Source organism: Nostoc sp. PCC 7107 (genome assembly GCF_000316625.1).
In the GTDB taxonomy this organism is placed as follows: Bacteria; Cyanobacteriota; Cyanobacteriia; order Cyanobacteriales; family Nostocaceae; genus Nostoc_B.
This window is the reverse complement of record NC_019676.1, coordinates 5,640,096-5,663,537: the sequence shown is the minus strand read 5'-3', so window position 1 is coordinate 5,663,537 and position 23,442 is coordinate 5,640,096. Positions and strand designations below refer to the sequence as shown.

Annotated in this window: 21 protein-coding genes; 14 read left to right on the top strand and 7 right to left on the bottom strand. The window is 41.7% G+C overall.

The window, feature by feature from the left end; all coding sequences use genetic code 11:
• Window positions 1-129: 129 nt before the first annotated feature.
• Both NOS7107_RS24165 and NOS7107_RS24160 read left to right on the top strand, forming a co-directional pair.
• A complete protein-coding gene (locus NOS7107_RS24165; RefSeq protein WP_015115559.1) occupies window positions 130-2,175 on the top strand; it encodes an FAD-dependent oxidoreductase in 2,046 nt (681 codons plus the stop codon).
• 299 nt (window positions 2,176-2,474) lie between these two features.
• Window positions 2,475-4,460, top strand: coding sequence for a TrkA family potassium uptake protein (locus NOS7107_RS24160; RefSeq protein ID WP_015115558.1), 1,986 nt, complete (start codon window positions 2,475-2,477; stop codon window positions 4,458-4,460).
• Between the two features lie 49 nt (window positions 4,461-4,509).
• Here NOS7107_RS24160 and NOS7107_RS24155 read toward each other — a convergent pair whose 3' ends face one another.
• Together NOS7107_RS24155 and NOS7107_RS24150 are read right to left on the bottom strand one after the other, a co-directional pair.
• Complete coding sequence (locus tag NOS7107_RS24155; RefSeq protein ID WP_253274565.1) at window positions 4,510-5,334, bottom strand: amino acid ABC transporter substrate-binding protein; 825 nt, start codon at window positions 5,332-5,334, stop codon at window positions 4,510-4,512.
• A 336-nt stretch (window positions 5,335-5,670) separates the two neighbouring features.
• Window positions 5,671-6,093 (bottom strand): BON domain-containing protein, encoded by a 423-nt coding sequence (locus tag NOS7107_RS24150; protein WP_015115556.1) that lies wholly within the window; start codon window positions 6,091-6,093, stop codon window positions 5,671-5,673.
• Between the two features lie 465 nt (window positions 6,094-6,558).
• On the opposite strand from NOS7107_RS24150, the gene NOS7107_RS24145 reads away from it, so the two are divergent.
• The gene (locus NOS7107_RS24145) at window positions 6,559-6,903 is read left to right on the top strand and encodes a DUF760 domain-containing protein (protein WP_015115555.1); all 345 of its coding nucleotides are present in this window, start codon (window positions 6,559-6,561) and stop codon (window positions 6,901-6,903) included.
• Window positions 6,904-7,011: 108 nt separating this feature from the next.
• On the opposite strand, the gene NOS7107_RS24140 is transcribed toward NOS7107_RS24145, so the two are convergent.
• A complete protein-coding gene (locus tag NOS7107_RS24140) occupies window positions 7,012-7,506 on the bottom strand; it encodes a pentapeptide repeat-containing protein (RefSeq protein ID WP_015115554.1) in 495 nt (164 codons plus the stop codon).
• Window positions 7,507-7,622: 116 nt separating this feature from the next.
• On the opposite strand from NOS7107_RS24140, the gene gcvT reads away from it, so the two are divergent.
• From gcvT to NOS7107_RS24110, 6 genes are all read left to right on the top strand, one after another.
• On the top strand, window positions 7,623-8,738 hold the full coding sequence (gene gcvT / locus NOS7107_RS24135) for a glycine cleavage system aminomethyltransferase GcvT (protein WP_015115553.1): 1,116 nt from the start codon (window positions 7,623-7,625) through the stop codon (window positions 8,736-8,738).
• 151 nt (window positions 8,739-8,889) lie between these two features.
• A complete protein-coding gene (gene gcvH / locus NOS7107_RS24130; RefSeq protein ID WP_015115552.1) occupies window positions 8,890-9,276 on the top strand; it encodes a glycine cleavage system protein GcvH in 387 nt (128 codons plus the stop codon).
• A gap of 114 nt (window positions 9,277-9,390) precedes the next feature.
• Window positions 9,391-12,318 carry an aminomethyl-transferring glycine dehydrogenase gene (gcvP, locus tag NOS7107_RS24125; RefSeq protein WP_015115551.1) on the top strand — a complete coding sequence of 976 codons (2,928 nt, stop codon included), beginning with the start codon at window positions 9,391-9,393 and terminating at the stop codon, window positions 12,316-12,318.
• Window positions 12,319-12,413: 95 nt separating this feature from the next.
• On the top strand, window positions 12,414-13,385 hold the full coding sequence (locus tag NOS7107_RS24120) for an AEC family transporter (RefSeq protein ID WP_015115550.1): 972 nt from the start codon (window positions 12,414-12,416) through the stop codon (window positions 13,383-13,385).
• A gap of 331 nt (window positions 13,386-13,716) precedes the next feature.
• Window positions 13,717-14,622, top strand: a complete 906-nt coding sequence (locus tag NOS7107_RS24115) for a M23 family metallopeptidase (RefSeq protein WP_015115549.1) — start codon at window positions 13,717-13,719, stop codon at window positions 14,620-14,622.
• A 119-nt stretch (window positions 14,623-14,741) separates the two neighbouring features.
• Window positions 14,742-15,275 carry a late competence development ComFB family protein gene (locus NOS7107_RS24110; protein ID WP_015115548.1) on the top strand — a complete coding sequence of 178 codons (534 nt, stop codon included), beginning with the start codon at window positions 14,742-14,744 and terminating at the stop codon, window positions 15,273-15,275.
• A gap of 81 nt (window positions 15,276-15,356) precedes the next feature.
• Here NOS7107_RS24110 and NOS7107_RS24105 read toward each other — a convergent pair whose 3' ends face one another.
• Window positions 15,357-16,169: a L,D-transpeptidase gene (locus NOS7107_RS24105; RefSeq protein ID WP_015115547.1), complete on the bottom strand. Its 813-nt coding sequence runs from the start codon at window positions 16,167-16,169 to the stop codon at window positions 15,357-15,359.
• Between the two features lie 241 nt (window positions 16,170-16,410).
• Between NOS7107_RS24105 and NOS7107_RS28805 the strand changes: the two genes are divergently transcribed.
• From NOS7107_RS28805 to NOS7107_RS24090, 3 genes are all read left to right on the top strand, one after another.
• Window positions 16,411-16,602, top strand: coding sequence for a hypothetical protein (locus NOS7107_RS28805; RefSeq protein ID WP_015115546.1), 192 nt, complete (start codon window positions 16,411-16,413; stop codon window positions 16,600-16,602).
• Window positions 16,603-17,231: 629 nt separating this feature from the next.
• On the top strand, window positions 17,232-17,888 hold the full coding sequence (locus tag NOS7107_RS24095; protein ID WP_015115545.1) for a sigma-70 family RNA polymerase sigma factor: 657 nt from the start codon (window positions 17,232-17,234) through the stop codon (window positions 17,886-17,888).
• A 170-nt stretch (window positions 17,889-18,058) separates the two neighbouring features.
• Window positions 18,059-18,685, top strand: a complete 627-nt coding sequence (locus tag NOS7107_RS24090) for an anti-sigma factor (protein WP_015115544.1) — start codon at window positions 18,059-18,061, stop codon at window positions 18,683-18,685.
• A gap of 1 nt (window position 18,686) precedes the next feature.
• Here NOS7107_RS24090 and NOS7107_RS24085 read toward each other — a convergent pair whose 3' ends face one another.
• Together NOS7107_RS24085 and folB are read right to left on the bottom strand one after the other, a co-directional pair.
• Window positions 18,687-19,121, bottom strand: a complete 435-nt coding sequence (locus tag NOS7107_RS24085; protein WP_015115543.1) for a gamma-glutamylcyclotransferase — start codon at window positions 19,119-19,121, stop codon at window positions 18,687-18,689.
• 80 nt (window positions 19,122-19,201) lie between these two features.
• Complete coding sequence (gene folB, locus NOS7107_RS24080) at window positions 19,202-19,567, bottom strand: dihydroneopterin aldolase (protein WP_015115542.1); 366 nt, start codon at window positions 19,565-19,567, stop codon at window positions 19,202-19,204.
• A 124-nt stretch (window positions 19,568-19,691) separates the two neighbouring features.
• Between folB and menD the strand changes: the two genes are divergently transcribed.
• Window positions 19,692-21,428, top strand: coding sequence for a 2-succinyl-5-enolpyruvyl-6-hydroxy-3-cyclohexene-1-carboxylic-acid synthase (menD, locus tag NOS7107_RS24075; RefSeq protein WP_015115541.1), 1,737 nt, complete (start codon window positions 19,692-19,694; stop codon window positions 21,426-21,428).
• A 90-nt stretch (window positions 21,429-21,518) separates the two neighbouring features.
• Here menD and NOS7107_RS24070 read toward each other — a convergent pair whose 3' ends face one another.
• Window positions 21,519-22,340 carry a DUF2887 domain-containing protein gene (locus NOS7107_RS24070; protein ID WP_015115540.1) on the bottom strand — a complete coding sequence of 274 codons (822 nt, stop codon included), beginning with the start codon at window positions 22,338-22,340 and terminating at the stop codon, window positions 21,519-21,521.
• Window positions 22,341-22,450: 110 nt separating this feature from the next.
• Between NOS7107_RS24070 and menB the strand changes: the two genes are divergently transcribed.
• On the top strand, window positions 22,451-23,284 hold the full coding sequence (gene menB / locus NOS7107_RS24065) for a 1,4-dihydroxy-2-naphthoyl-CoA synthase (protein ID WP_015115539.1): 834 nt from the start codon (window positions 22,451-22,453) through the stop codon (window positions 23,282-23,284).
• Window positions 23,285-23,442 lie beyond the last annotated feature (158 nt).

Below are 23,442 nucleotides of genomic sequence, written 5' to 3'. Positions count from 1 at the left end.
TTGTTGATGCTGTAGGGCGAACAAATTTTTGTCCACCCTCTGCACAACTATCTACAGTGACTTGTGGTGAACATTTCGGAAATGGTACCGTCTACAAGTTGGCACAGGAGTTGAAAGAGTTCTCAAATCATGAAGCGCAGACGCATAGTAGCTGGTTTTCAAGCAACACTCTTCAGTCTTAGCTTAATCTCAACATCTTTTTTACCTAACTCTACTATTGTTGCTGCACCACCGAGAACCCCAGATCAAACAGTAAATTGTGAGATGTTAGTAGTCGGTGGTGGACTTTCTGGGGTAGCCACAGCTTACGAGGGGTTACTAGCAGGACGAACAGTGTGTTTAACAGAAATTACCGATTGGTTGGGGGGACAAATTTCTTCTCAGGGGACATCTGCGTTAGATGAAAGACCAACCCAACGCGATCGCCAATTCTATTCTCGCGGGTATACTGAATTACGCAACCGAATTCAACGCCATTACGGCAAACTTAACCCTGGTGAGTGCTGGGTAAGTGACTCTTGTTTTTTACCCCGCGATGCCCACATAATTATGGAGCAGATGCTCAAAGATGCCGAAAAAAAGGGCAAAGGGAAGTTGCAATGGTTTCCTAATACCGTAATTAAGCAAGTAAATATTAATTCTAGTGGGAAAATCATTGATAGTGCGATCGCTATTCAACATCAAGCAGCTAAAGGCGCAACACCCCTCAACACCTTTACCCTAGCGCAAACAATTAAAGATGCTTACCAATACCAAAACTCATCTCGCTTGAGCAAAAAGATTATTCGCTTTGTTCCCAAAGTTAGCAAAAAATCAACCACCAGCAAATCTCCTCAGTGGTATGTTGTTGACGCAAGCGAAACTGGCGAAATTATTGCCCTAGCAGATGTTCCCTATCGTCTGGGTATTGATGGGCGTTCTTTCCTTGAACCCTCTTCTTCTAGCGCCAGTAATGATCCTTACTGTACTCAAGGTTTTACCTATACCTTTGCAATGGAGGCTACCAGGGAACCACAACCCCAAACAATGCCCCCATTCTATTTACAGTATTCACCATATTTCAGCTATGAATTAAAAAGATTAGCCAACTTTGGTTTAGTTTTTACCTACCGCCGCATCTGGAACCCCACCCCAGGGCAACCCACACAATTCAACGGCGTGAGATTCACCGCCCCCACCCCAGGGGATATCTCCATGCAAAACTGGACTTGGGGTAACGATTACCGTCCAGGCACCGCCAAAGATAACTTAGTTTACACTCGCCAACAACTGCAAGCGGCTGGACAGTTAAAACCAGGTGGTTGGATGGGCGGACTCAGAACAGAAACCCTCCGCAAAGGTGAAGAAAACGCCCTGGCATATTATTACTGGTTAGTAGCTGGAACCACAGATTCTCAGTTAGGTAAGGGTGTGAAAGAACCGCAAACGCGAAATCGATTACTTACCGGGTTAAAATCGCCAATGGGAACAGTACACGGCTTATCAAAATATCCCTATATGCGAGAAGGTAGGCGGATAATTGGTCGCCCCAGTTGGGGACAGCCTCAAGGCTTTACTATTTGGGAAGTTGATATTTCTCGCCGCAACTACAACGATGAGTACTACCGCAAAACTTTAACGGCGGATACTTATCGGCAGTTAAAAGCGACACTGGCAGGCTTAGAAGCCGCATCAGTAATTACTGGGCAAGTCTCACCAGATAAAGCATTACGCCGCAGCCGTTCGACAATTTACCCAGATGCAGTAGGTATCGGTCACTACGCCATCGACTTTCACCCCTGTATGGTGCAAAGTCCACCAGAAACCCCAGATAACAAAGAACGCCCTGGAGAAAGACGCGGCGCGGGACAAGCTTATCCTTTTCAAATTGCACTACGGGCAATGATTCCCCAAAAAATTGATAATTTAATCGTTGGTGGTAAGAGTATCGCTACTAGTCATATTGCTGCGGCTGCTTATCGGGTACATTCCTTTGAATGGTCTTCTGGTGCTGCGGCGGGAACTGTAGTAGCTTTCGCCTTAAAAAATAATATTGCACCATACCAAATAGTGGATGATTTACCCAAACCAGAACCACAACTGCAAGCATTGAAACGCTTGTTAGAGCAAAATGGTAATCCTACCGCCTTCCCTGACACTTCAATATTTAATCAAAACTGGGAAGATTGGCGATAGTTACTTGAGGATGGGAAATGAGAAAGATATTTTTTTCATTTCCAGTCCTTATTTGAAAATAAGCTATTTGGGTTGGAATAATTATTAAAAGGATGTCTGAAAAGTTGTTGGTATTGTATACAAGATTTATAGATCCCCCTAAATCCCCCTTCAAAAGGGGAACTTTAAGAATTATTTCCCAATTTAAAAGGGGGGATAGGGGGGATCAAACAAAGTATCTAATACTTTTTAAGCATCAAATTGATAACAGATTGAAATAAATTATTACCTGTAATTTCTCAACTATTTGGTTTGGGATAATGGGACAAAATACAACAATAGATACGAACTTTTTCTTGGTTTGTGGACTGGGCAGTTTAGGGCAATATTGCGTATCTTTGCTAAAGGAATTTGGCGTTAAAGTCAATGCTATTGAAGAGATCAAAACTCAAACTTGGGAAATTCCTGAATTACCAGATTGTATAGATAAATTAGTCACTGGTGATTGTCGCCAACCAAAAATATTAGAACAAGCCGGAATTAAACAGTGTCGGGCTATTTTGATTGTAACAAGTGATGAGTGCGTGAATATAGCCGCAGCATTTGCGGCGCGATCGCTTAATCCTCAAGTTCGTTTAGTTATCCGTTCCGCCCAAGATAACCTGAATGAGTTACTACAACAAAGTTTGGGGAATTTTATTGCCTTTGAAGCGACGCAGTTACCAGCTAATAGTTTTGCTTTAGCCGCATTAGGCTGTGAAACCAGAGGATTTTTTAATTTAGATAACCGTTTACTGCAAGTTTTCGGAGTACACATCAATGGTTCCCATCGTTGGAGTCATTGTTGTCTTTCCGAAATTAATACTAATCATCGCCGCGTACTTGTCCACGCTAGGGGTGGAAAACCTCTACCCAAAGGTTTCTATCAATGGAAACCAGATGCAAAAGTCATTCCCGGAGACTCTATTTTCTATGTAGAAGCAACTGAAAATCTCACTACTCATTCCCCAAAAGAGATGCACACATTAGGACAATTCTGGAATGAGATTGTCACTGAGATAAAATTGCAAAATCTCCGCCATAAATTAACTCAGTTTTGGGAAGAAAGTACTCAAACCCGTCGAGTTGCTTTTGTTGGTGCATTATTTTTGGTGATTTTGTTCTTGTTAGGAACACTGCTTTATAAATCACAGTATCCCGAAATAACTTGGCAAGATGCGCTGAATGTGGCGTTTGTATTAAGTCTCGGCGGCTATGGTGATTTATTTGGTCAGCAAACAATACCTTTTGTAATTACATGGTGGCTGCATTTATTCAGTATTACCATGAGCATTACTGGTACACTGTTTGTCGGCATTCTCTACGCTTTAATGACCGAACGTGTTTTATCTGCGAGATTTCAGTTTTCTAAACGTCGTCCCCGCATTCCCAAAACAGACCATGTAGTCATAGTTGGGATGGGGAGAGTCGGTCGAAGAGTCGCCCAGTTGTTGCAAGAACTCAAACAACCCTTGGTAGGTGTAAATACCAAAGATATCGAACCGGGAATGTTACCCCAAATGCCCTTAGTTTTGGGAAACATCAACAGTGCTTTAACTAAAGTCAACATTCAAACTGCCAAAAGTGTTATTGTCGTCACCGATGATGAAGTGACAAATTTAGAAATTGCCTTAAAAGCACGCACCGTCAACCCCAAAGCCAACTTAGTCATTCGTACCTTTGACCCAGGCTTTAGTGAAAATGTGGCAACCCTGCTACCTTATGCGAGAGTTTTGGGAGTATATGAATTAGCCGCCGAAGCTTTTGTCGGTGCAGCATTTGGCGAAAATATTTTAAATTTATTTCGTTTAGATAACCAGACAACTTTAGTTACCGAATATCAAATTGAAGCTGACGACACCCTCAATGGCAAATTAATCGCTGATGTTGCTTATGGCTACGGACTAGTGCCAATTTTCCATCTGAGAGGGAACCAGTATACACCCAAGTTTATGCCTTCTGATGATATTAGATTAATTGTGGGCGATCGCTTAATAGTTTTAGCCACCATTGAAGGACTACAAGCAGTCGAACGCGGAACTATCAAAACAGGTAAATGCTGGGTGCGCGTGGAAAAAACCATTTCCCCAGAAGCCGCCTTTGAAGGCGCAGCTGTGATTTCACGCGTCACTGGTTGCGATATGCAGTTGGCGAGAACTTTAATGAATCAAATACCCGCCACTCTGCAACATCCCCTCTACCTACACCAAGCACATCGTTTAGTACATGAATTGAGTAAATCTCAAGTTTCTGCCTATGTTGAATAGTGCTGAGTGCTGAGTAATCTATTTTTTCCCTACACCCTCACACCCTTAATCAAAACTCTCTTTTCGGAATTTCCTCACGAAATTCAATCACCAATTGCATAGTTTCCACAGTTAAATCACGTAAATCTCGATTCAGAAAAACTGCACCTTGCGGCCCAAACCAACGGTCAAAAATAGCTACATATTGACTCTCGCCATTAACAAAGCCTTGCATGAACTTGACTAGCGAGTAATTTACTGCGTCGAGAAACTTAGAATTATCCTCTGGAACCATACAAGCGATACCTTCTCGTGAAAAAGGTCTATCAGGTGCGATCGCAAAATTATCAGGATTTTTGGCCTTTTGCAACCATCCCTCCAATAAAATACTATCGGAGGCAAAAGCATCTATTTTGCCTTGTTCTAAAGCCACATATCCTTCTCCACGACTTTTGAAATACACCAATTTAGCTTGGGGTTGCACCTGTTTAATTGCTAATTCATTTGTAGTTTGTGCTAACACACCAATTCGTTTACCCACCAACGACTCAGCAGAACCAAGATTACTTCCTGATTTCACTAATAATTGCGTCCCAGTCACACCATAACTCACGGAAAAATCAACTTTTTTATCTCGTTCCCAAGTAAAACTACTAGCATCACAAACAATATCAACTTCCCCCTTAACTATTTTCGGAATTCTCTGTGCAGGAGTCACGCCAACTAGTTTTAATTGAATTTTTTTGCCTAATTGTTTTTCTAATTGTTGTTTAATTAAATTCAACATATCTACCGAATAACCAGTCAATTTACCTTGGTTATCTGTATATGCAAAAGGCAGTGCATCTTTACTCGTACCCGCAGTCAGTACCCCTGTACGCGCAACTTTTTGCATTACAGTCTCGGCGGTAGCCACATTCGGTATAATTCCTGCCAACGCGAGACTAATCACCGGGATAGCTACTTGAGTATATTTAGTTATGTTTATGAATCTAGATAAGTACTTTAAATCAAAAGTTATATTCATAGCACCCTCACATTTAAACTTTAGGTTAGCAACAATCTGTTGTGATAGACAAAATACAGTAAATCCCTGTTAAATGCAAATTAATCGAATCCGGTAATGATTCTTTACCTTTGTCCACGTATCAAATAATCAATCAAAAATATCAGCAATAAAAAACAGGACTTACAGAGATAGTAGTCCTGTTAAGCTGATTTTTAGCTAGATTTAAATCTTGTTTGGTACTAGTACTTTTGCTTCCATTTTTACACTCTTCACACCTTGGACTTCCTTAACTAATTTTTCGGCTTTCTGTAATTCTGTATTAGAAGCAGCAGTACCTTTAATTACAATCTCATCTGCTTTTGCTTCCACCTCTAATTTATTGTTTGGTAGGTCTGTTTTCAGTTTTTTGGTAACTTCTTTTTTTAATTCACCCTCAGATTTTGTAGTTACAGGAGTATTTTTTGTTGCCGCCGTTTTAGGTGCTTTATCTGTCGTTTGAGTAATCTGTGAAGCAGGTTTTACTGATGCGGGGGAAGCTTCATTATTAGTGCTAGGAGTTTTAGCCGCATCTTTAGGTGTTTCTTGACAACCAAAAGCACCAACTAACAGAATGCTACTGATGATAAACGGAATTAACTTTTTCATGTCTGTCTCCAAATTGAATACTTGTAGCGGTCAATAGAGATAGATGCTTTTCTGAAGAGTAAAATCTTAAAACAATCAATTAGGCTATAGCAAAACGGCTAAATTCAGTAGATGTAAGTTAATAAGCAAGTTGACAGCTATTAACAAACTGTAGATGCCAAGATAGTTTTACAGGGTATATCCTGTGCCATCTAATAACGGTTTTATGATGTTATCAAATTAATTTGGTATTTGCCTAGATTTTGTCAAAAATTTATATTATTGGCTCAAATTTTAGTGAGTGATTGATGATACATAACATTGAAAAAAGATATTGTTGATTACCAAGTAAGAGAGCTAACTCATAAACCAAAATTTTAGCTGGAGAAAAAACCAGATTGAGGATGTTCGGTTAATCTGAATTTTCTCGATCTAGAAAAACTGATAAATTCAATATAGTGAAGCGCAACCAAAAATAAGAATACTATGAGTAATCTTTCCTATCATCTGCCAGATAATTTTATGCCTGGAGATGTTAACCAAAATCAATTTTGGCAATATATTCAATCTCTAAATCGAGACACAGTTGTCCAACTTTCTAAACCAGATTCACACGAAGTTTTACAATTAATTCAACAAGCTATTGTGGCTATGTTGGGAAATTTACCTCACGACAGATTTAATACTGTTATTACTACTAGCCGTGAAGAATTAGGTAAATTATTAGGTTCGGCAATGGTAGACGGTTATTTTTTACGTAATGTCGAACAAAGATTTCAAATAGAAAGAACTTTGCACTTAACAGATGATAAAGCGACAAATCCAGAGTAAATAGAACGCTACCAAACACCTAAAACTTGATATATTATTCGGCTTCTCTGCGTTATGAAATTGACATTAATAACCCTCCCAAATATTGGGAGGGTTATTTGTATAACTTTACTTACAACCTAAAGACTCGCGTGTATCTACACTAGTTTTAGAATTGACACCACTAGCTTTAGCACAGAGTTTTTTCACCTGTGTCCCATCTAACACTGCATTAGTAAAATCTGCACCTGTAATCTCCACATTATCAAAGGTCGATCGCAGCATCATCGCATCTGTCAAAACTGCATCACTTAAATCAGCATTTTTGAACCTGGCTAGATAAGCTATGCCATTGCTAAAATCTACACCGTGCATATTCACCCCTTCCAGGACAATACCGTTAAACACGCCTCCACGTAAGTCAGCATTGCTAAAGTTAGCATTCTCTAAATCAATGTTGGTAAACTCACTGCCAACTAAACTTTGACCAGAAAAATCTTTTCCCTTAATTTCATCGCCAGCCGAACGGGTAATACTCGAAGAACTAGCAGCCTCCGCCGACAAGGGAAATAAAAATAGAACCATAGCTAAAACAAAACTAGCTAGTATGCGGAAATATTTCATAATGTATTCTTAACAAATCTCAACACTCCTATAAATAACATTACTAGGTTGAAGTCTGAAGTATAAAATTTCTGCCTTGACTTAGGATATATAGATGTTGAAGAGCATAACTACCTGTGGCTAATCAAGAAAACATCGTCGCATCCTTGGCGCGAACTCCTTTATATCAAATGGGTGTAGAACTCAAAGCCCGCTTCACCAGCTTTGGTGGTTGGGAAATGCCTGTACAATATAGCGGTATTACCAGCGAACACGAAGCGGTGAGAAATGCTGCTGGGATGTTTGATATTTCCCACATGGGCAAATTCACGCTGGAGGGGAAAAAAACTATAGACCAACTCCAGGGTTTAGTACCTTCAGACTTGAGTCGCTTACAACCTGGCCAAGCGCAATATACAGTACTGTTGAATCCCCAAGGGGGAATTATTGACGATATTATTGTTTATTATCAAAGTGAAGAGAAAGTGGCGATCATTGTCAATGCAGCGACCACAGCCAAAGATAAAACCTGGCTATTGCAAAACCTCAATTTAGATGAAATCCAATTTCAAGACATCTCACCCGAAAAAGTTTTAATTGCCTTGCAAGGGCCAGAAGCTGTTAAATTTCTCCAGCCATTTGTTGCAGAAGACTTACAACCAATTAAAGCCTTTGGTCATTTACAAACAACCATCCTTGGTCAAAGTGCCTTTATCGCCCGTACAGGTTATACCGGGGAAGATGGTTTTGAAATCATGGTAGACCCAGAAGTAGGCAGAGAATTATGGCGTAGTCTCTACAACGCAGGTGTTGTTCCCTGTGGACTGGGTGCAAGAGATACCCTGCGTTTAGAAGCCGCAATGGCACTTTATGGCCAAGATATCGACGATAACACCTCACCCCTAGAAGCAGGTTTAGGCTGGTTGGTTCACCTCGATAGTAAAGGTGACTTTATTGGTCGGTCAGTATTAGAACAGCAAAAAGCCAACGGAGTGCAACGCCGACTCGTAGGTTTACAAATGCAAGGACGTAATATAGCGCGTCACGGCTACCAAGTCTTATCAGCAGGTACAGTTATCGGAGAAGTTACCAGCGGGACTATCTCCCCTACACTTGGTTATCCAGTCGCCTTAGCCTATGTTCCAAGCAAACTAACAAAGGTTGGTCAACAGTTAGAAGTAGAAATTCGTGGTCAAGCTTACCCCGCAATTGTAGTCAAACGTCCCTTTTATCGGTCAAAAACTAAAGTCTAAAGTGGCAAGTTGCTACACGTCTACTTACTTCACATTTTTTACTTAATCCTTTGCAGTTTTTAAGGAATAATGTGTTGTGAACTACTTAAGCTACAGTAAATGACCTGTATTACTGTTGGCACAAGAATTTTTCTATGGGAAGGTAAGTAATATGTCTGAATATCCTGATGATTTGAGATACCTAGATAGTCATGAATACGTGCGTTTAGAAAATGATATTGCGACCATTGGTATTACTCAATTCGCCATCAAAGAATTAGGTGAGATTGTGTTTGTAGAAGTGCCAGATGTAGGCACTGTTGTTGAAAAGGGTGATGAATTTGGCACCGTTGAATCAGTGAAAGCCGTAGAAACACTATATTCACCAGTCACTGGTACAGTAGTAGAACGTAACGATGCTGTGATTGATGATCCCGAAGTAGTGTCAGATGACCCCTACGGTGAAGGCTGGTTTTTAAAAGTGCGTGTTAATGACACCAGTGAACTTGACGATGCCTTAACTGCAAGTCAGTACAGCGCCCTGGTAGAAGGTATGTAAGGAGTGTGAAGTGTGGAGTATGAAATTCATACTTCGTACTTTTCCTTAAATGCCAACTTGTTAAAAGAATTTTTTATTGCAAAATATTAAATAGTAGCGTCCGGAGTTCGATTTGTGGTATCTCATGCCCCTCAAACTAAGTCTACCCTTCCAGAAAATTCACCGTACTCTAATTTTATAGAGCGACACATAGGCCCTAACACCCATGAAATTCAGCAAATGCTGGAATTATTGGGTTTTGCCAGCCTAGACGATCTCATCGATCGCACAGTACCACAAGCCATCCGATCGCAGCAAACGCTACAATTACCCGATGCACACAATGAGTACGCAGCCCTGGCAAAGTTAAAAAATATTGCTGCGAAAAATCAAGTGTGCCGTTCGTACATTGGTATGGGATATTACGACTGCATTACACCGCCTGTAATTGGTCGTAACATCTTAGAAAATCCTGGTTGGTACACTGCATACACTCCCTACCAGCCAGAAATTGCCCAAGGGCGGTTAGAAGCACTGTTAAATTTCCAAACCATGATTATTGACTTAACAGGTTTGGAAATTGCCAACGCTTCATTACTCGACGAAGCTACCGCCGCCGCCGAAGCGATGAGTCTGAGTTATGGTGTCAGCAAAAACAAAGCCCATAGCTACTTTGTCTCTCATGACTGTCATCCCCAAACCATTGATGTGCTGCAAACACGGGCAAAACCTCTAGGAATTAACATTATTATCGGCGACCATCAAACCTTTGATTTTGCTGAACCGATTTTTGGCGCAGTCTTGCAATACCCTACCACCGATGGCAGTATTTACGACTATCGCACCTTTATCAACAAAGCCCATGCAGTAGGCGCATTAGTCACAGTCGCCGCCGACCCCCTCAGCTTAACTTTACTCACCCCACCCGGCGAATTTGGTGCGGATATTGCCGTAGGTAGCACTCAACGCTTTGGTATTCCCTTGGGATATGGGGGGCCTCATGCGGCATATTTTGCCACCAAAGAAGAGTATAAACGCCAAGTTCCAGGGCGAATTGTTGGTTTATCAAAAGATGTCAACGGTAAGCCAGCATTACGTTTAGCATTGCAAACCCGCGAACAGCACATCCGGCGGGAAAAAGCAACCAGTAATATTTGTACAGCCCAGGTACTATTGGCAGTCATGGCGGGTATGTATGCCGTCTATCATGGGCCAGAGGGACTGAAGAATATTGCTGAAAATATCCACCAGCTAACTTTAATTTTGGCAGCAGGATTAAAACGTCTGGGTTATAAGATTAGTTCTGAAAATTTCTTCGATACGCTGCGAGTAGAGTTAGGCACACACAGCCTAGAAAATATTCTTGCAGGATGCCAAGCCAGAAATATCAACTTAAGAATTTTTGATGAGACTGCTGTTGGTATTTCTTTAGATGAAACAACTACAGCAGAAGATTTAATTGATTTGTGGCAAATTTTCGCAGGTAAAGATGAATTACCCTTCACGATAGAAAAATTAACTGGCGCAACTTCTGATATTCCCCTTAGTCGCCAAAGCAGCTACCTTACCCATCCCGTATTTAACCGCTATCACTCCGAAACAGAGTTGTTGCGTTACCTGCACAAATTAGAAACCAAGGATTTATCGCTAACTACATCGATGATCCCCTTGGGTTCTTGCACAATGAAGTTAAATGCCACAGCCGAAATGATTCCCGTAAGTTGGGAGGAATTTGGCAAGATACATCCATTTGCACCGCGATCGCAAACACGCGGTTATCAAATTCTGTTTCAGCAACTAGAGGCTTGGTTAGCCGAAATTACTGGGTTTGCCGGAATTTCTTTGCAACCCAATGCAGGTTCCCAAGGAGAATACGCCGGACTGTTGGTAATTCATGAATATCATGCTAGTCGCGGCGCAGCACATCGCAACATCTGTCTAATTCCCACCTCCGCCCACGGGACAAACCCCGCCAGTGCGGTTATGTGTGGGATGAAAGTAGTTGCAGTTGCCTGCGATGCTGACGGTAATATTGATGTAGACGACCTCAAAGCCAAGGCCGAAAAGCATAGTAGCGAACTCGCGGCGTTGATGGTGACATATCCTTCAACTCATGGTGTGTTTGAGGAAGGTATTCAAGAAATTTGTGCGGTTGTCCATCGCCACGGTGGACAGGTATATATGGATGGGGCGAACATGAACGCCCAAGTTGGGTTGTGTCGTCCGGGAGATATTGGTGCAGATGTTTGTCACTTGAATTTGCACAAAACCTTCTGTATCCCTCACGGTGGCGGTGGCCCTGGTATGGGGCCAATTGGTGTCGCATCCCATCTCGTACCTTTCTTACCTGGACACGCCGTAGTTCCTCTCAATAAATCCACTCAGCAGTCAACAGGCGCAGTCGCCGCTGCACCTTGGGGTAGTGCCAGCATCTTGGTAATTTCTTGGATGTACATCGCCATGATGGGGGCGGCTGGTTTAACAGAAGCAACCAAAGTGGCAATTCTCAATGCTAACTATATTGCCAAGCGACTAGAAAACTACTATCCAGTGTTGTACAAAGGCAAAAATGGTCTAGTTGCCCATGAGTGTATTTTAGATTTGCGTAGCTTGCGAGGCGCTTCGCCATCGCTCAAAAAATCCGCCAACATCGACATTGATGATGTTGCTAAACGGTTAATGGACTATGGTTTCCATGCACCGACTGTCTCTTGGCCTGTGGCTGGAACTATCATGGTGGAACCCACAGAAAGCGAATCTCAAACAGAATTAGACCGTTTTTGTGATGCCATGATTGCTATTCGTCAAGAAATCGCCGAAATTGAATCAGGCAAAATGGATATTGAAGATAATCTGTTGAAGAACGCACCCCACACAGCCGAAAGTCTCATCGCCGGGGAATGGACTCATCCCTATTCCCGCGAACAAGCCGCCTACCCCGCACCTTGGACACGCGAACATAAATTTTGGCCTAGTGTTGGTCGTATTGATGCAGCTTTCGGTGACAGAAATTTTGTTTGTTCTTGTTTGCCGATGGAGGCTTATTCAAATTCTGAAGTTTGAATGCTCAATTCACCAGCTATGGTCTAAACCATAGCTTTTTTCGGGTAGGAAAAGCGCAAATTTCCCACTTTCACACTTCATACTTCATACTTCAGATGATTGACAGTCTGATTCATGCTTATACCCCTTTTCTGATTTGGGTTGGTATTGGATTACTAGGCTCTCGGCTAATTCCAGATAGTTTCCTTAAGTGGCTTGGTCATGGGTTGTATTGGGTAGGAGTGCCATTACAAATTTTAGTTTTGGCGCGTCACACCGATTTATCTCATGGTTTCGTCATACCCGGAGTGGCAGTTGGAGTATTATTGCTAAGTCTGGTTTTAGCGTTGTTGATTTGGCAAGTTCTACAATGGTTCAAAAATCACAAACAGCAGCTAGATTTGCCAAATTCAGACTTGGAAGTGGATATTTCCTTAATGCCAGCCAGTTTGGGCAGTTTTATTCTAGCTACCATTTTAGGTAACACAGGTTTTGTCGGACTCACACTCACCCAAGTACTAACTAGTCCAAAAAACAACGACTGGGCAGTATTATTCAGCGTTACCAACAATGTTATTGGTACTTATGGTATTGCTGTCTTAATTGCCAGCTATTTTGGTAAAAGCAAAATCAATACCCACTGGTGGACTCAGTTACGAGATTTAGTTACAGTTCCTAGCTTGTGGACATTTTTTCTCGGCGTGAGTACTCAATTTGTTTCATTACCAATAGTAGTTGAGTCAGCATTAGAACAAGCGGTTTGGATAGTTATTGCCTTGGCTTTATTACTTGTGGGTCTGCGGCTAGGTACAATCACTGGTTGGAAAAGTTTAAAAATTGCTTCCATTGCCAGTGTACTAAAAGTATTTGTTGTACCTGTATTAGTAGGATTAGGCGCAACCTTTTTAGGTGTTACTGGTGAAGAACGGCTAGTGCTGGTGTTAATGTCTGGAACACCCACAGGGCTTTCTGTATTAATTTTGGCAGAAGTGTATGACTTGGATCGAAACTTATTAGCCAGCAGTATTGCTTTGACGTTTATCGGATTATTTCTGGCACTACCTTTGTGGCTTGTCTGGTTCAGCTGATTGGTTGGAACAACTTTGATAATTTTTGATACAACTTCTAGTTAGGCTCTTAATGTTAGGACAGTATAATGTATCGGAATCAGCCAGGGTTTGCTCAAAAAATCTCTCAAACCTTTGAGAAAGCCTAATTTTTGCTTAACTAGATATATTATTTAATTTAAATGAATGATGATCATGAGCGATCGCATCTAAGATGCTCATAGCTTATTCTTTTAGAATGTTTATTGACATAATATTATGGGGTTCAAAAATATCTATGGTGCTTAGGAAGCCCTAGCGCTGCTCATCTAGTCCGTCTGTTTACAAAAGTAAGGAATTATATTACATTTTTATGTCTATCGAGAATCACGCTAAAAATTCTCAGAATTGGCAAGTAAGTCGCCATACTAAAAATCTTTTCTATGGGATATTTGCATCTTTACCCCTAGCCTTGGCATTACCAGCAGCAGCTTTGCAAGTGCAGTTATCTCCTAGTAATCCGCAGTTGGGAGATACCCTGTCTGTGATGATTGATGTCAATCAACAAGATAATCAGCAACCAAAAGTAGTAGTAGGCGAGAAAACCTATCCAGCTTTTGCCATTTCCCCCAATAAATATCGTGCTTTTATTCCTACAACTCCACTGGAAACAGCCGGAAATAGAACATTGAAAATTGTGGGAGATGGCCAAGTACAGAACTTAACAGTCAAATTGCGATCGCGCAAGTTCCCTGTACAACGTATTACTCTATCACCAGGCAAATCTGCTGATGGAGCAACAGAGTACGAACTCAAGCGTGTAGCAGCTTTCAAAGCCTTGCAAACACCAGAAAAATATTGGAACGGTAAATTTATCGCTCCCAGTAAAGCCCGGATTAGTTCAATCTATGGCGTACGTCGTTACTATAATGGTAAATTTGCTAAAGATTATTATCATCGGGGTGTTGACTACGCCGGAGCCACAGGTTCACCTGTAACTGCGCCAGCATCTGGGCGAGTTGCTTTAGTTGGTACAGTATCTCAAGGCTTCCGAGTTCATGGCAATGTAGTTGGCATTGATCACGGTCAAGGAGTGACCAGCATATTTTTGCACCTAAGTCGCATTAACGTTAAGGAAGGCGACTTTGTCAAAGCCGGTCAATTAATTGGCGCAGTGGGTTCAACAGGTGCTTCTACAGGGCCGCATTTGCACTGGGGTTTATATGTCAATGGCCAATCTGTTGACCCAGTACCCTGGCGAACACAGGTTTTTCAATAATAAATGTAAATTAATATTGTGTGTGCATAATTGGTAGATTATGCACCGATAATTGGGCAAGATAAATTGGATTTGTACCGTCCTTACCTTACTTGGGTTGCTTAAACAAGATGAGCGTTATGAGTATTGAGAAAATTGTAGAACAAGCTCTCCAGGATGGTTATCTCACACCCGCAATGGAAGCAGAAGTTGGGCGAATTTGTGATAACGCATCGGAACTTTCGATAGAAGAATATATGGCTCTGGATCGATTAATGGGAGCCTTATTAACTGGTGAGGTAGTGGCGGTACCTCGCAAACAATTTATCAACGTCATGGAAGAATTGGTCTTGACTGAAGCGATCGCCCGTGTCGCCGAAATTGAAGCTACCAGCGAGAGTTCTCTAGATGTGGGTGATATCGCTGCTTATGCCCTCAACCGCTTACCACCTTTATATGCCACCACAGAAGAAGGTGCTAACTACCAACGTATACGCGCCAAAGCTGATCTACAAGAGTTGATTTCTCAACAAGTAAATGAAGCAATCGGTCGTAACCTTGATCAACCCAACGATAACAGAACACCATTCTTGCCCAAAAACACTGGTAATGAGGTTCTCCGCCAAGTTAGTACCTTACTCCAAGTTTACGCCCCTAGCTTTGAGCAAAAATGAATTTTAGTCAATGGTCATTTGTCATTAGTCATTTGTATAAAACTAATAACCAAGGACAAATGACTAATGACTATTAACAAATTAATCACGCACTGTTACCAATGTGCCAACTTTAACTTGGTCATATAACAAACGCACATCAGAATTACGCATCCTCAAGCAACCGTGAGAAATAGCAGTCCCCAGCAAGTGGATATCTGGTGTACCGTGAAAGCCAATCTCATTGCGTCCATCTGTCCAAAAACCAATCCAGCGTTCACCTAAAGGACTATCAGTCCCCGGCGGAAATACCTTACCAGTTATGGGGTGTCGCCAAATCGGATCATGCTGCATATTCATCACTTCAAAAGAACCCGTCGGCGTTTCCCAGCCTTTCTTACCTATAGCAATTGGGTAACTGGCTATAACTAAATTTCCTTGATAAACATAAGTGCGGCGATCGCTTAAATCAACTACCACTTGTCTTTTTAGTCCCAGTTTATTAGAAGTTTTTTGTTGATTGGAAAACTGGCTAAAAAAGGATGCCGGTTGAGCATCATTATTGGGATTTTCCGTTTGTTCTGTTTCTAACCCAACTAATCGCTTGTTATTGGGTATATCAGTGTCCTTAGCTACATTTTGGATTACTGTACCCGACTTATGATGAGGCTGAATGTCAGAAGACTTAAATTGAGAATTCCTCGGCTGATTTTGCCCAGGAATTGATTCACCAACAGTTGTAGACGCACCAAAAGCTGTTTCCCCATATATACTTCCAGGAAATTTTCTATTAGTAGCTGAATTATCCGACTGTTGTTGCGTTGTTGTCACTCGCCAATGAACAGCTAACGATAAGATGGCTGTGCCAAAACAGAGAAACATTGCTATTCGCGTTACAGATTCATTTCTTACCATTGCGATCGCCTATTATTTATCCCTGACAGATCCATCTCTTGGAATAATTGAATGCGCTCATCATTCAATTATCAATAATTTATAAATACTTATTTGTTTCCTTATAAACTTGCCAATCTTTCTGGGCAAACTAAGTCTAAGCGGATGTCCCAGCAAATAAGACTTCTGGTGAGAAACCTTAATTCCCGTAAAGACCGAGCGAAGGTTTTTTCCGTTCAGGCTTTTTTCTAGAACTCTCCAAGTGCAGGAATCAATCATTAATGGTGTGGGTGGGAGAAAATTCATGTTTGAAAAACTATTGCTTGCAATCACAATCACATTTTCCATTAATTTCTTTCTTCAAGTTCGGATACCAAATCCAGCTAATACTGGTGCTATTTATCAGGAATATCCAGAAAAAAACACAATTCTGGTAGCTAGACCGAAAAAATAACATTCCTTTTACAGGATGCCAGCAGAAACTCATCAATTCTGACTCATAACTAATAATTATGAATTTCTGCAAGCTTCATAAATTTCTGGCAACAATCACCAAAAACAAGATTCTACTCTACCCTTAGTGAAGTTACCACGATCTCTAAAACAGTCTAACGACTTCTCCAATTTCAATTCAGTATTCAAAGTAGAAGCTCAGAAATTTAACTATTTGTCTGTCAGCAGATCTAGATTTTTCCCCCGAAGTGGGACGCAAAATCAACGGTTTAGATGGATGTAGAAATATAGGGGTGTAAATCAGGAAAAAGCTAGAATCTGCCTTTGAATAAGTAACTACACTTAATTATTGAATTTACATAAACAGTGAGTTTTGTCAAGCGTAAATAGTCAGTTGCTATCAGTAGCACAACTATACGTAAAACTTCTATGGGTAGAAATGTGCCATCATTCCACTAAAAATGGCCTCTTTGCCATGAAAGGCCAGATTTGCTCACTATTGACGTAACTAAGAATCTCACCCCTATTCTCTACTTTGATGTTCCAGTCATTAATCCGGCACTTAATTCAGGAACATCCACTCAGTTAATAGGTCTAATAGTAAGGGATGATTTAAAGCCAATACGATCTATGAGTCAATCGATTGCTGTATCCTGGTCAACGGTTGATGCGAAATGTACAGAAGCATCGGTGCAAGTTGACAAACTCTCAAATCACGATCTAATTTTGCGCTGTCAAGTGGGATTGCGTCCAGATCGTACTGCGTTTGCAGAACTCCTGCGCCGCTATCAAACCCAAGTTGATCGAGTTTTATACCATTTGGCTCCAGACTGGGCTGATAGAGCAGATTTAGCTCAAGAAGTGTGGATTCGAGTGTATCGGAATATCAACCGATTACAAGAACCTGCTAAGTTTCGCGGCTGGTTAAGCCGGATTGCCACTAACTTGTTTTACGATGAATTGCGTAAACGCAAGCGGGTTGTCAGTCCCTTGTCTCTAGATGCTCCCCGCACCCTAGAGGATGGTGAAATGGATTGGGAAATTGCTGGTGACACTCCAGGCCCCGAAGAGGAGTTGACCACTAGAGAGTTTTACGAACAACTGCGAGAAGCGATCGCCGATTTACCAGAAGTGTTTCGGACTACAATTGTCTTACGAGAAATCGAAGGCATGGCTTATGAAGAAATTGCCGAAATTACAGGGGTTTCCTTGGGAACGGTAAAATCAAGAATAGCCAGAGCAAGATCCAGATTGCAAGCTCAATTGCAAAATTATCTAGATGCCTAAATTACAGTTTCTTTTCTTTGTTTCATGCCAAAATTTAAACATTGATTAAGAATTGTCAGGAATCAATTGGCGTACTTCTGCCGTCAAGATCGACAAATCAGAAATTTCTCAATTAATTTCTGAGAATTGCTGGCTAATCTACCCGTGTATGAATTAGTAATAATGTTAAGATGACTACTGATTCTCAGTTTAACGACCGTTCCCATTTGCAACCTCCTGGAGATTTGTCAGAAGGGATGGATCAACATACCAATGAATCAACGGGTACTATGGATATGGTGAAGCGCGATCGCTTCGAGTTATTAAGTGCATACCTCGATGGAGAGGTAACAGCTACAGAACGCAGACAAGTAGAAGAATGGCTGGCCAATGATGCCTCCGTTCAGTGTCTGTATGCCAGATTATTAAAACTACGGCAAGGTTTACGGACTCTACCAGTACCAGATCCCGCACAATCACCAGAAGTCACAGCCCAAAAAGTCTTCTCGCGGTTGCGCCGTCGTTCGCGTTTAGCCTGGACAGTTGGTGGTGCAGCAGTGGCGGCTTGTGTGATTAGTGTAGTTTCCGGTTTACTCCCTGGAAGTGAATTTAGAACACCGCAGTTAGCTCAAAAACCCCAAGTAGAAGTAGAAGAATCTACACCAGTAGCCAAAATGCCCCCTACGCCTGCTGCACCACTGATGGTGGCCTTAAATAATCCCGTCATCGAAATTCCGAAAGCAGCAGTTACTACACCAGAAAAAACTATTGACCTCAAACAGCCTGGACTGGAAAAAATTGAGCCAGACTTGAATTAAATTAATTTCCAGCGAGCGTTAAACCGCAGCCACTCCACCAGCCATCGGTGAGAAGAGTGCCGTTGAATTGGTTGACAAGCTCTAAGGTCATCAGATAAACCCAAACCAAACCCAGAACATCGCCTTGTGGAGTGTAAACTTCAATTTGTTGGCGATTGTAAAGGTTTTCTGTGACTGGTCTATTGGGTTGGTAATCTTCTAGATGATCTAAAGCTTGTAAAATTTTTGGTTCAGCAAAAGAAAGCAAATAGCCGTGGACTTGATTTTGTCCCGGTGTCACTGCTGGGTAGCCCAGAGGCAAAGCAAACAGTTTGCCTAGTATAACTGCCCTTTGAGCATTTACCACCTTTCCTGCACAGTATTTTTGATAATTAGCTTCACCGGGTTTGAGTGTACCGTAAACAAAAACCCGTACTTCTTCAGAAATTTTTGTCATTGGCAAAGGTGGTCATGTTTCAGGTTTATAAGTCAAGGTAGTTACAGGAAAAATCTTTTAACTCTGTCCCCTGTAACCTGTCACCTTTTCCCTGTTCTCGTCAATTCAATACTAATTTTGCCGCCGAAATCAGGAATAGGCGCTGCGGGTTTGGTGACGACAACTTGGACTTGCGTGACGCGATCGCTCTGTTGCAAGATAGTATCGGCAATTGTACCTGCTAACTTTTCGAGTAAAGCGAACCGGGATGTTTTGACTAAGTTTTGAATAGTGCTAATCACACTGCGATAATCGAGAGTATCTGCGATCGCATCAGTTTCCGCAGCTTGAGACAAATCTAACCATAGCTTAATATCCACTTCAAACCATTGCCCTAAAACTTGTTCCTCTGGTAAATATCCCGTGTAGCCATAGCAGCAAATTCCCGTTAAATAAATACAGTCCATAGTATTTTAGATAAATTGCCATACAAAATTTAACAAACAACGGTGGGAAAACCTACAAATTCACTGAAACTCAGTATAGGAGAATGTCACAATTGAATATTGTCTGATAGCTATCTGGGATTTGATGCTGGTCGCCTATAGGAATGTTAATCAACTTTGGGCTTTTGTTTTGACGGAGACATTAAAGCGTCTAGGTTTAACTTGTGCTGTAATTTGTCCTGGTTCCCGTTCTACACCCCTAACAGTTGCCTTTGCTCAACAAGTACCCGATATTGAAGCTATATCTATTCTCGATGAACGCTCCGCGGCTTTTTTTGCCTTGGGAGTAGCTAAAGCCACCGGAAGACCTGTAGCACTGGTTTGTACTTCTGGGACAGCCGGCGCAAACTTTTATCCCGCAGTGATTGAAGCTAAAGAAAGTCGTGTACCACTGCTAATATTGACTACCGATAGACCACCAGAACTGCGAGATTGTCACTCTGGTCAAACTATCGACCAAGTGAAATTATATGGTAGTTATCCCAATTGGCAAACTGAGTTAGCTTTACCTGCTGCAAATATAGAAATGCTGGCTTATTTGCGACAAACGGTAATTTATGCTTGGGAGAGAACGCAAACACCAAGCAAAGGGTCAGTACATTTCAACATTCCCTTCCGTGATCCTCTTGCACCGGTTCCCGACGGTACTGACTTTCAGTTTGACTCAGAAGCATTCTTCGCCGCAGTCACAAATACTCTCCCCATTCTCCACTCTCAATTTCCCATTCCCCAAGTATGGCAAAATTGCGATCGCGGGATAATTATTGCTGGAGTTGCTCAACCTCAAAATCCTGAAGATTATTGTAGGGCGATCGCAACACTCTCTCAAACTCTGCAATGGCCTGTCCTCGCTGAAGGACTTTCGCCACTGAGAAATTATGCTGACCTCAACCCTCATTTAATTTCCACCTACGACCTGATTTTACGTAATCAGCAATTAGCAAAGCAGTTAGCACCAGAAATGGTCATCCAGGTGGGAGATATGCCTACCAGTAAAGAACTGCGGACTTGGTTAAGTTCTACACAACCCCAACGCTGGGTAATTGACCCTAGTGACCAAAACCTTGATCCTCTCCACGGTCAGACAACGCATTTACGAATAAGTGTAGATGAGTTGGAGATAACCGAAATTAACAAGAACAATTCCCTGTCGGAATATCTGCAAAGTTGGTGTATTGCAGAAGCGAAAGTCAGAGTCGCCGTTGACCAGACTATGGGGAAAATGGAGGATTCATTTGAAGGTAAAGCGGCCTGGTTGTTGTCTCAAACACTCCCCGCAGGAACGCCGTTATTTATTGCCAATAGTATGCCTGTGCGAGATGTGGAGTATTTTTGGCAACCAAATAATTTAAAGGTGCGAACATATTTTAACCGCGGTGCAAATGGGATTGATGGCACGTTATCCACCGCATTAGGAATTTCTCATGGTCAACAAAGTAGTGTCATGTTAACAGGAGATTTAGCATTATTACATGACACGAATGGGTTTTTGATCCGCAATAAATTTATTGGTCATCTCACAATTGTTTTAATTAATAACAACGGTGGCGGAATTTTTGAAATGTTACCCATCGCTAAATTCGACCCACCATTTGAAGAATTTTTTGGCACTCCCCAGGATATTGATTTTGCTCAGTTGTGCGCTGCATATAGTGTGCAGCATGAATTAATAACTTCTTGGGAAGAGTTACAGAGAAAAATAAATCCATTACCAAGTAAAGGAATTAGAGTTTTAGAGTTGCAGACAAATCGTAAAGCTGATGCTAAATGGCGACAGGAAAATTTAAAGAAGTTTGTCGTAGAAGTTGTATTTGATTTTTAACGCAAAGTGGCGCAAAGATTAACGCAGAGGGGCGCGGAGTTTTATATACTGTTTCTTCTCTGCGCCTCTGCGTGAGAGTTATTCTCTTTGTTAAGTTTGTAACCAAGTTTCTAAATCCGCGATCGCTGCAAAATCCAGCAAAGCTTCACCCAATGCTTCTACCTGTTCTAACGACAACGCCTGAATTTGGCGCTGAAGTTCATCGTCAATTGTACCTACTCGTCGGTTTAAAAGTCGGAGAATGAGCGATTGCGCTTCTTCTTTTCGTGCTTCTTCCTTTGCTTCTCGAATAGCCCGTGGTTCTTCTGAAATCAGTCCCAACATTGCTTCAATCTCCTCTCGACTTAGGGTAGAAAACTTGTAGAGTATAATCGTTGTCACTAAATTTATTATGGCTTGTTCTGATTGTTGCTGTGCTTGTTCTAGCAGATACCGTGCTGCTTCCACTGCTTCGGTTTCAGGCGTTGTCGTCAGCAACATCAAAGCCAATCCTAAAGGTTGTTGTCGTAAATCGCCTAATTCATCCAAATACACTCGCCGGACTTGATTGCTTTGTAATAATGCTTGGTGAATTCGGGGATTTGAAGGTTCTAAATTGCGCGAAGGAAAAATAACCACTCCAAACCAGTCATCATAACGAATCGAGTGGCGGTAGAGAAACAAAAACAATTCGCTAAAAAAGCGATGGTACAAGTCTTCGTCCTTTTGAAACTGCACTTCAGCAAAGAAGACGACTTTGGATGCTGCATTAGCTGGAGGTAGAAACACTCCGTCAATTCGGAATGCTGTTTCTTTAATTTCCACCGATTCAAATAAATAATTCTCAGCTTCTGATGGTGGTTGATCTACTAATTCAAACAGCAAACCGGGAAATTGTTGGAATAATTTGTAGAAAATAGAGTCGCGGCGCATTTTGATTGTGAGTCAATTACCAGCCCTGATTTTACTGGAGAGAGGAAAGTTTAGCGATCGCTTCTCAGTCCGCGATAAAATTCTCAAGCACAATAGCGCAATTCTTTCTCATGCAAGTTAACTGGCAATCTGTCAAAACCTACGAAGATATCCTTTATCACAAAACCGATGGTATTGCAAAAATCACCATCAACCGCCCACACAAACGTAATGCTTTCCGTCCGAAAACTGTCTTTGAATTGTACGACGCGTTTTGTGATGCCCGTGAAGATACAAATATTGGGGTAGTTCTATTTACTGGTGCTGGCCCTCATACTGATGGCAAGTATGCTTTCTGTTCTGGTGGTGATCAAAGTGTGCGGGGAGAGGGGGGTTATGTAGATGATGCGGGAATTCCTCGCTTGAATGTGCTGGATTTACAGCGATTGATACGTTCGATGCCAAAAGTCGTGATTGCTTTAGTTGCGGGATATGCGATCGGTGGTGGACACGTTTTACACTTGATTTGTGACCTCACTATTGCGGCAGATAACGCTATTTTTGGCCAAACTGGCCCCAAGGTTGGCAGTTTTGATGGTGGTTTTGGTGCTAGTTATCTCGCCCGCAGTGTTGGGCAAAAAAAAGCGCGAGAAATTTGGTTCCTCTGCCGTCAATACAATGCCCAAGAGGCGCTAGATATGGGTTTAATTAACTGTATTGTGCCGGTAGAAGAATTAGAAAATGAAGGTGTTCAATGGGCGCAAGAAATTTTACAAAAAAGCCCGATCGCTATTCGCTGTCTCAAAGCCGCATTCAACGCCGATTGTGACGGACAAGCTGGTTTACAAGAACTAGCGGGGAATGCAACTTTACTCTATTACATGACAGAAGAAGGCGCAGAAGGTAAACAAGCATTTTTAGAAAAGCGATCGCCCAATTTTCGTTCCTTCCCTTGGCTACCTTAAAAATGACAAAAATCGCACCTTTGAGGCATATCAATTTGAGCTTAGGTCGTTTAGCGTTATCGAGAAAAGCTTTTTGACAAAATTTTCAATTCACAAGCCAAAATTGGTATTAGGTGCGATTTTTGGAGATGTCAACGTTTACAGCACTAGCAATTTTC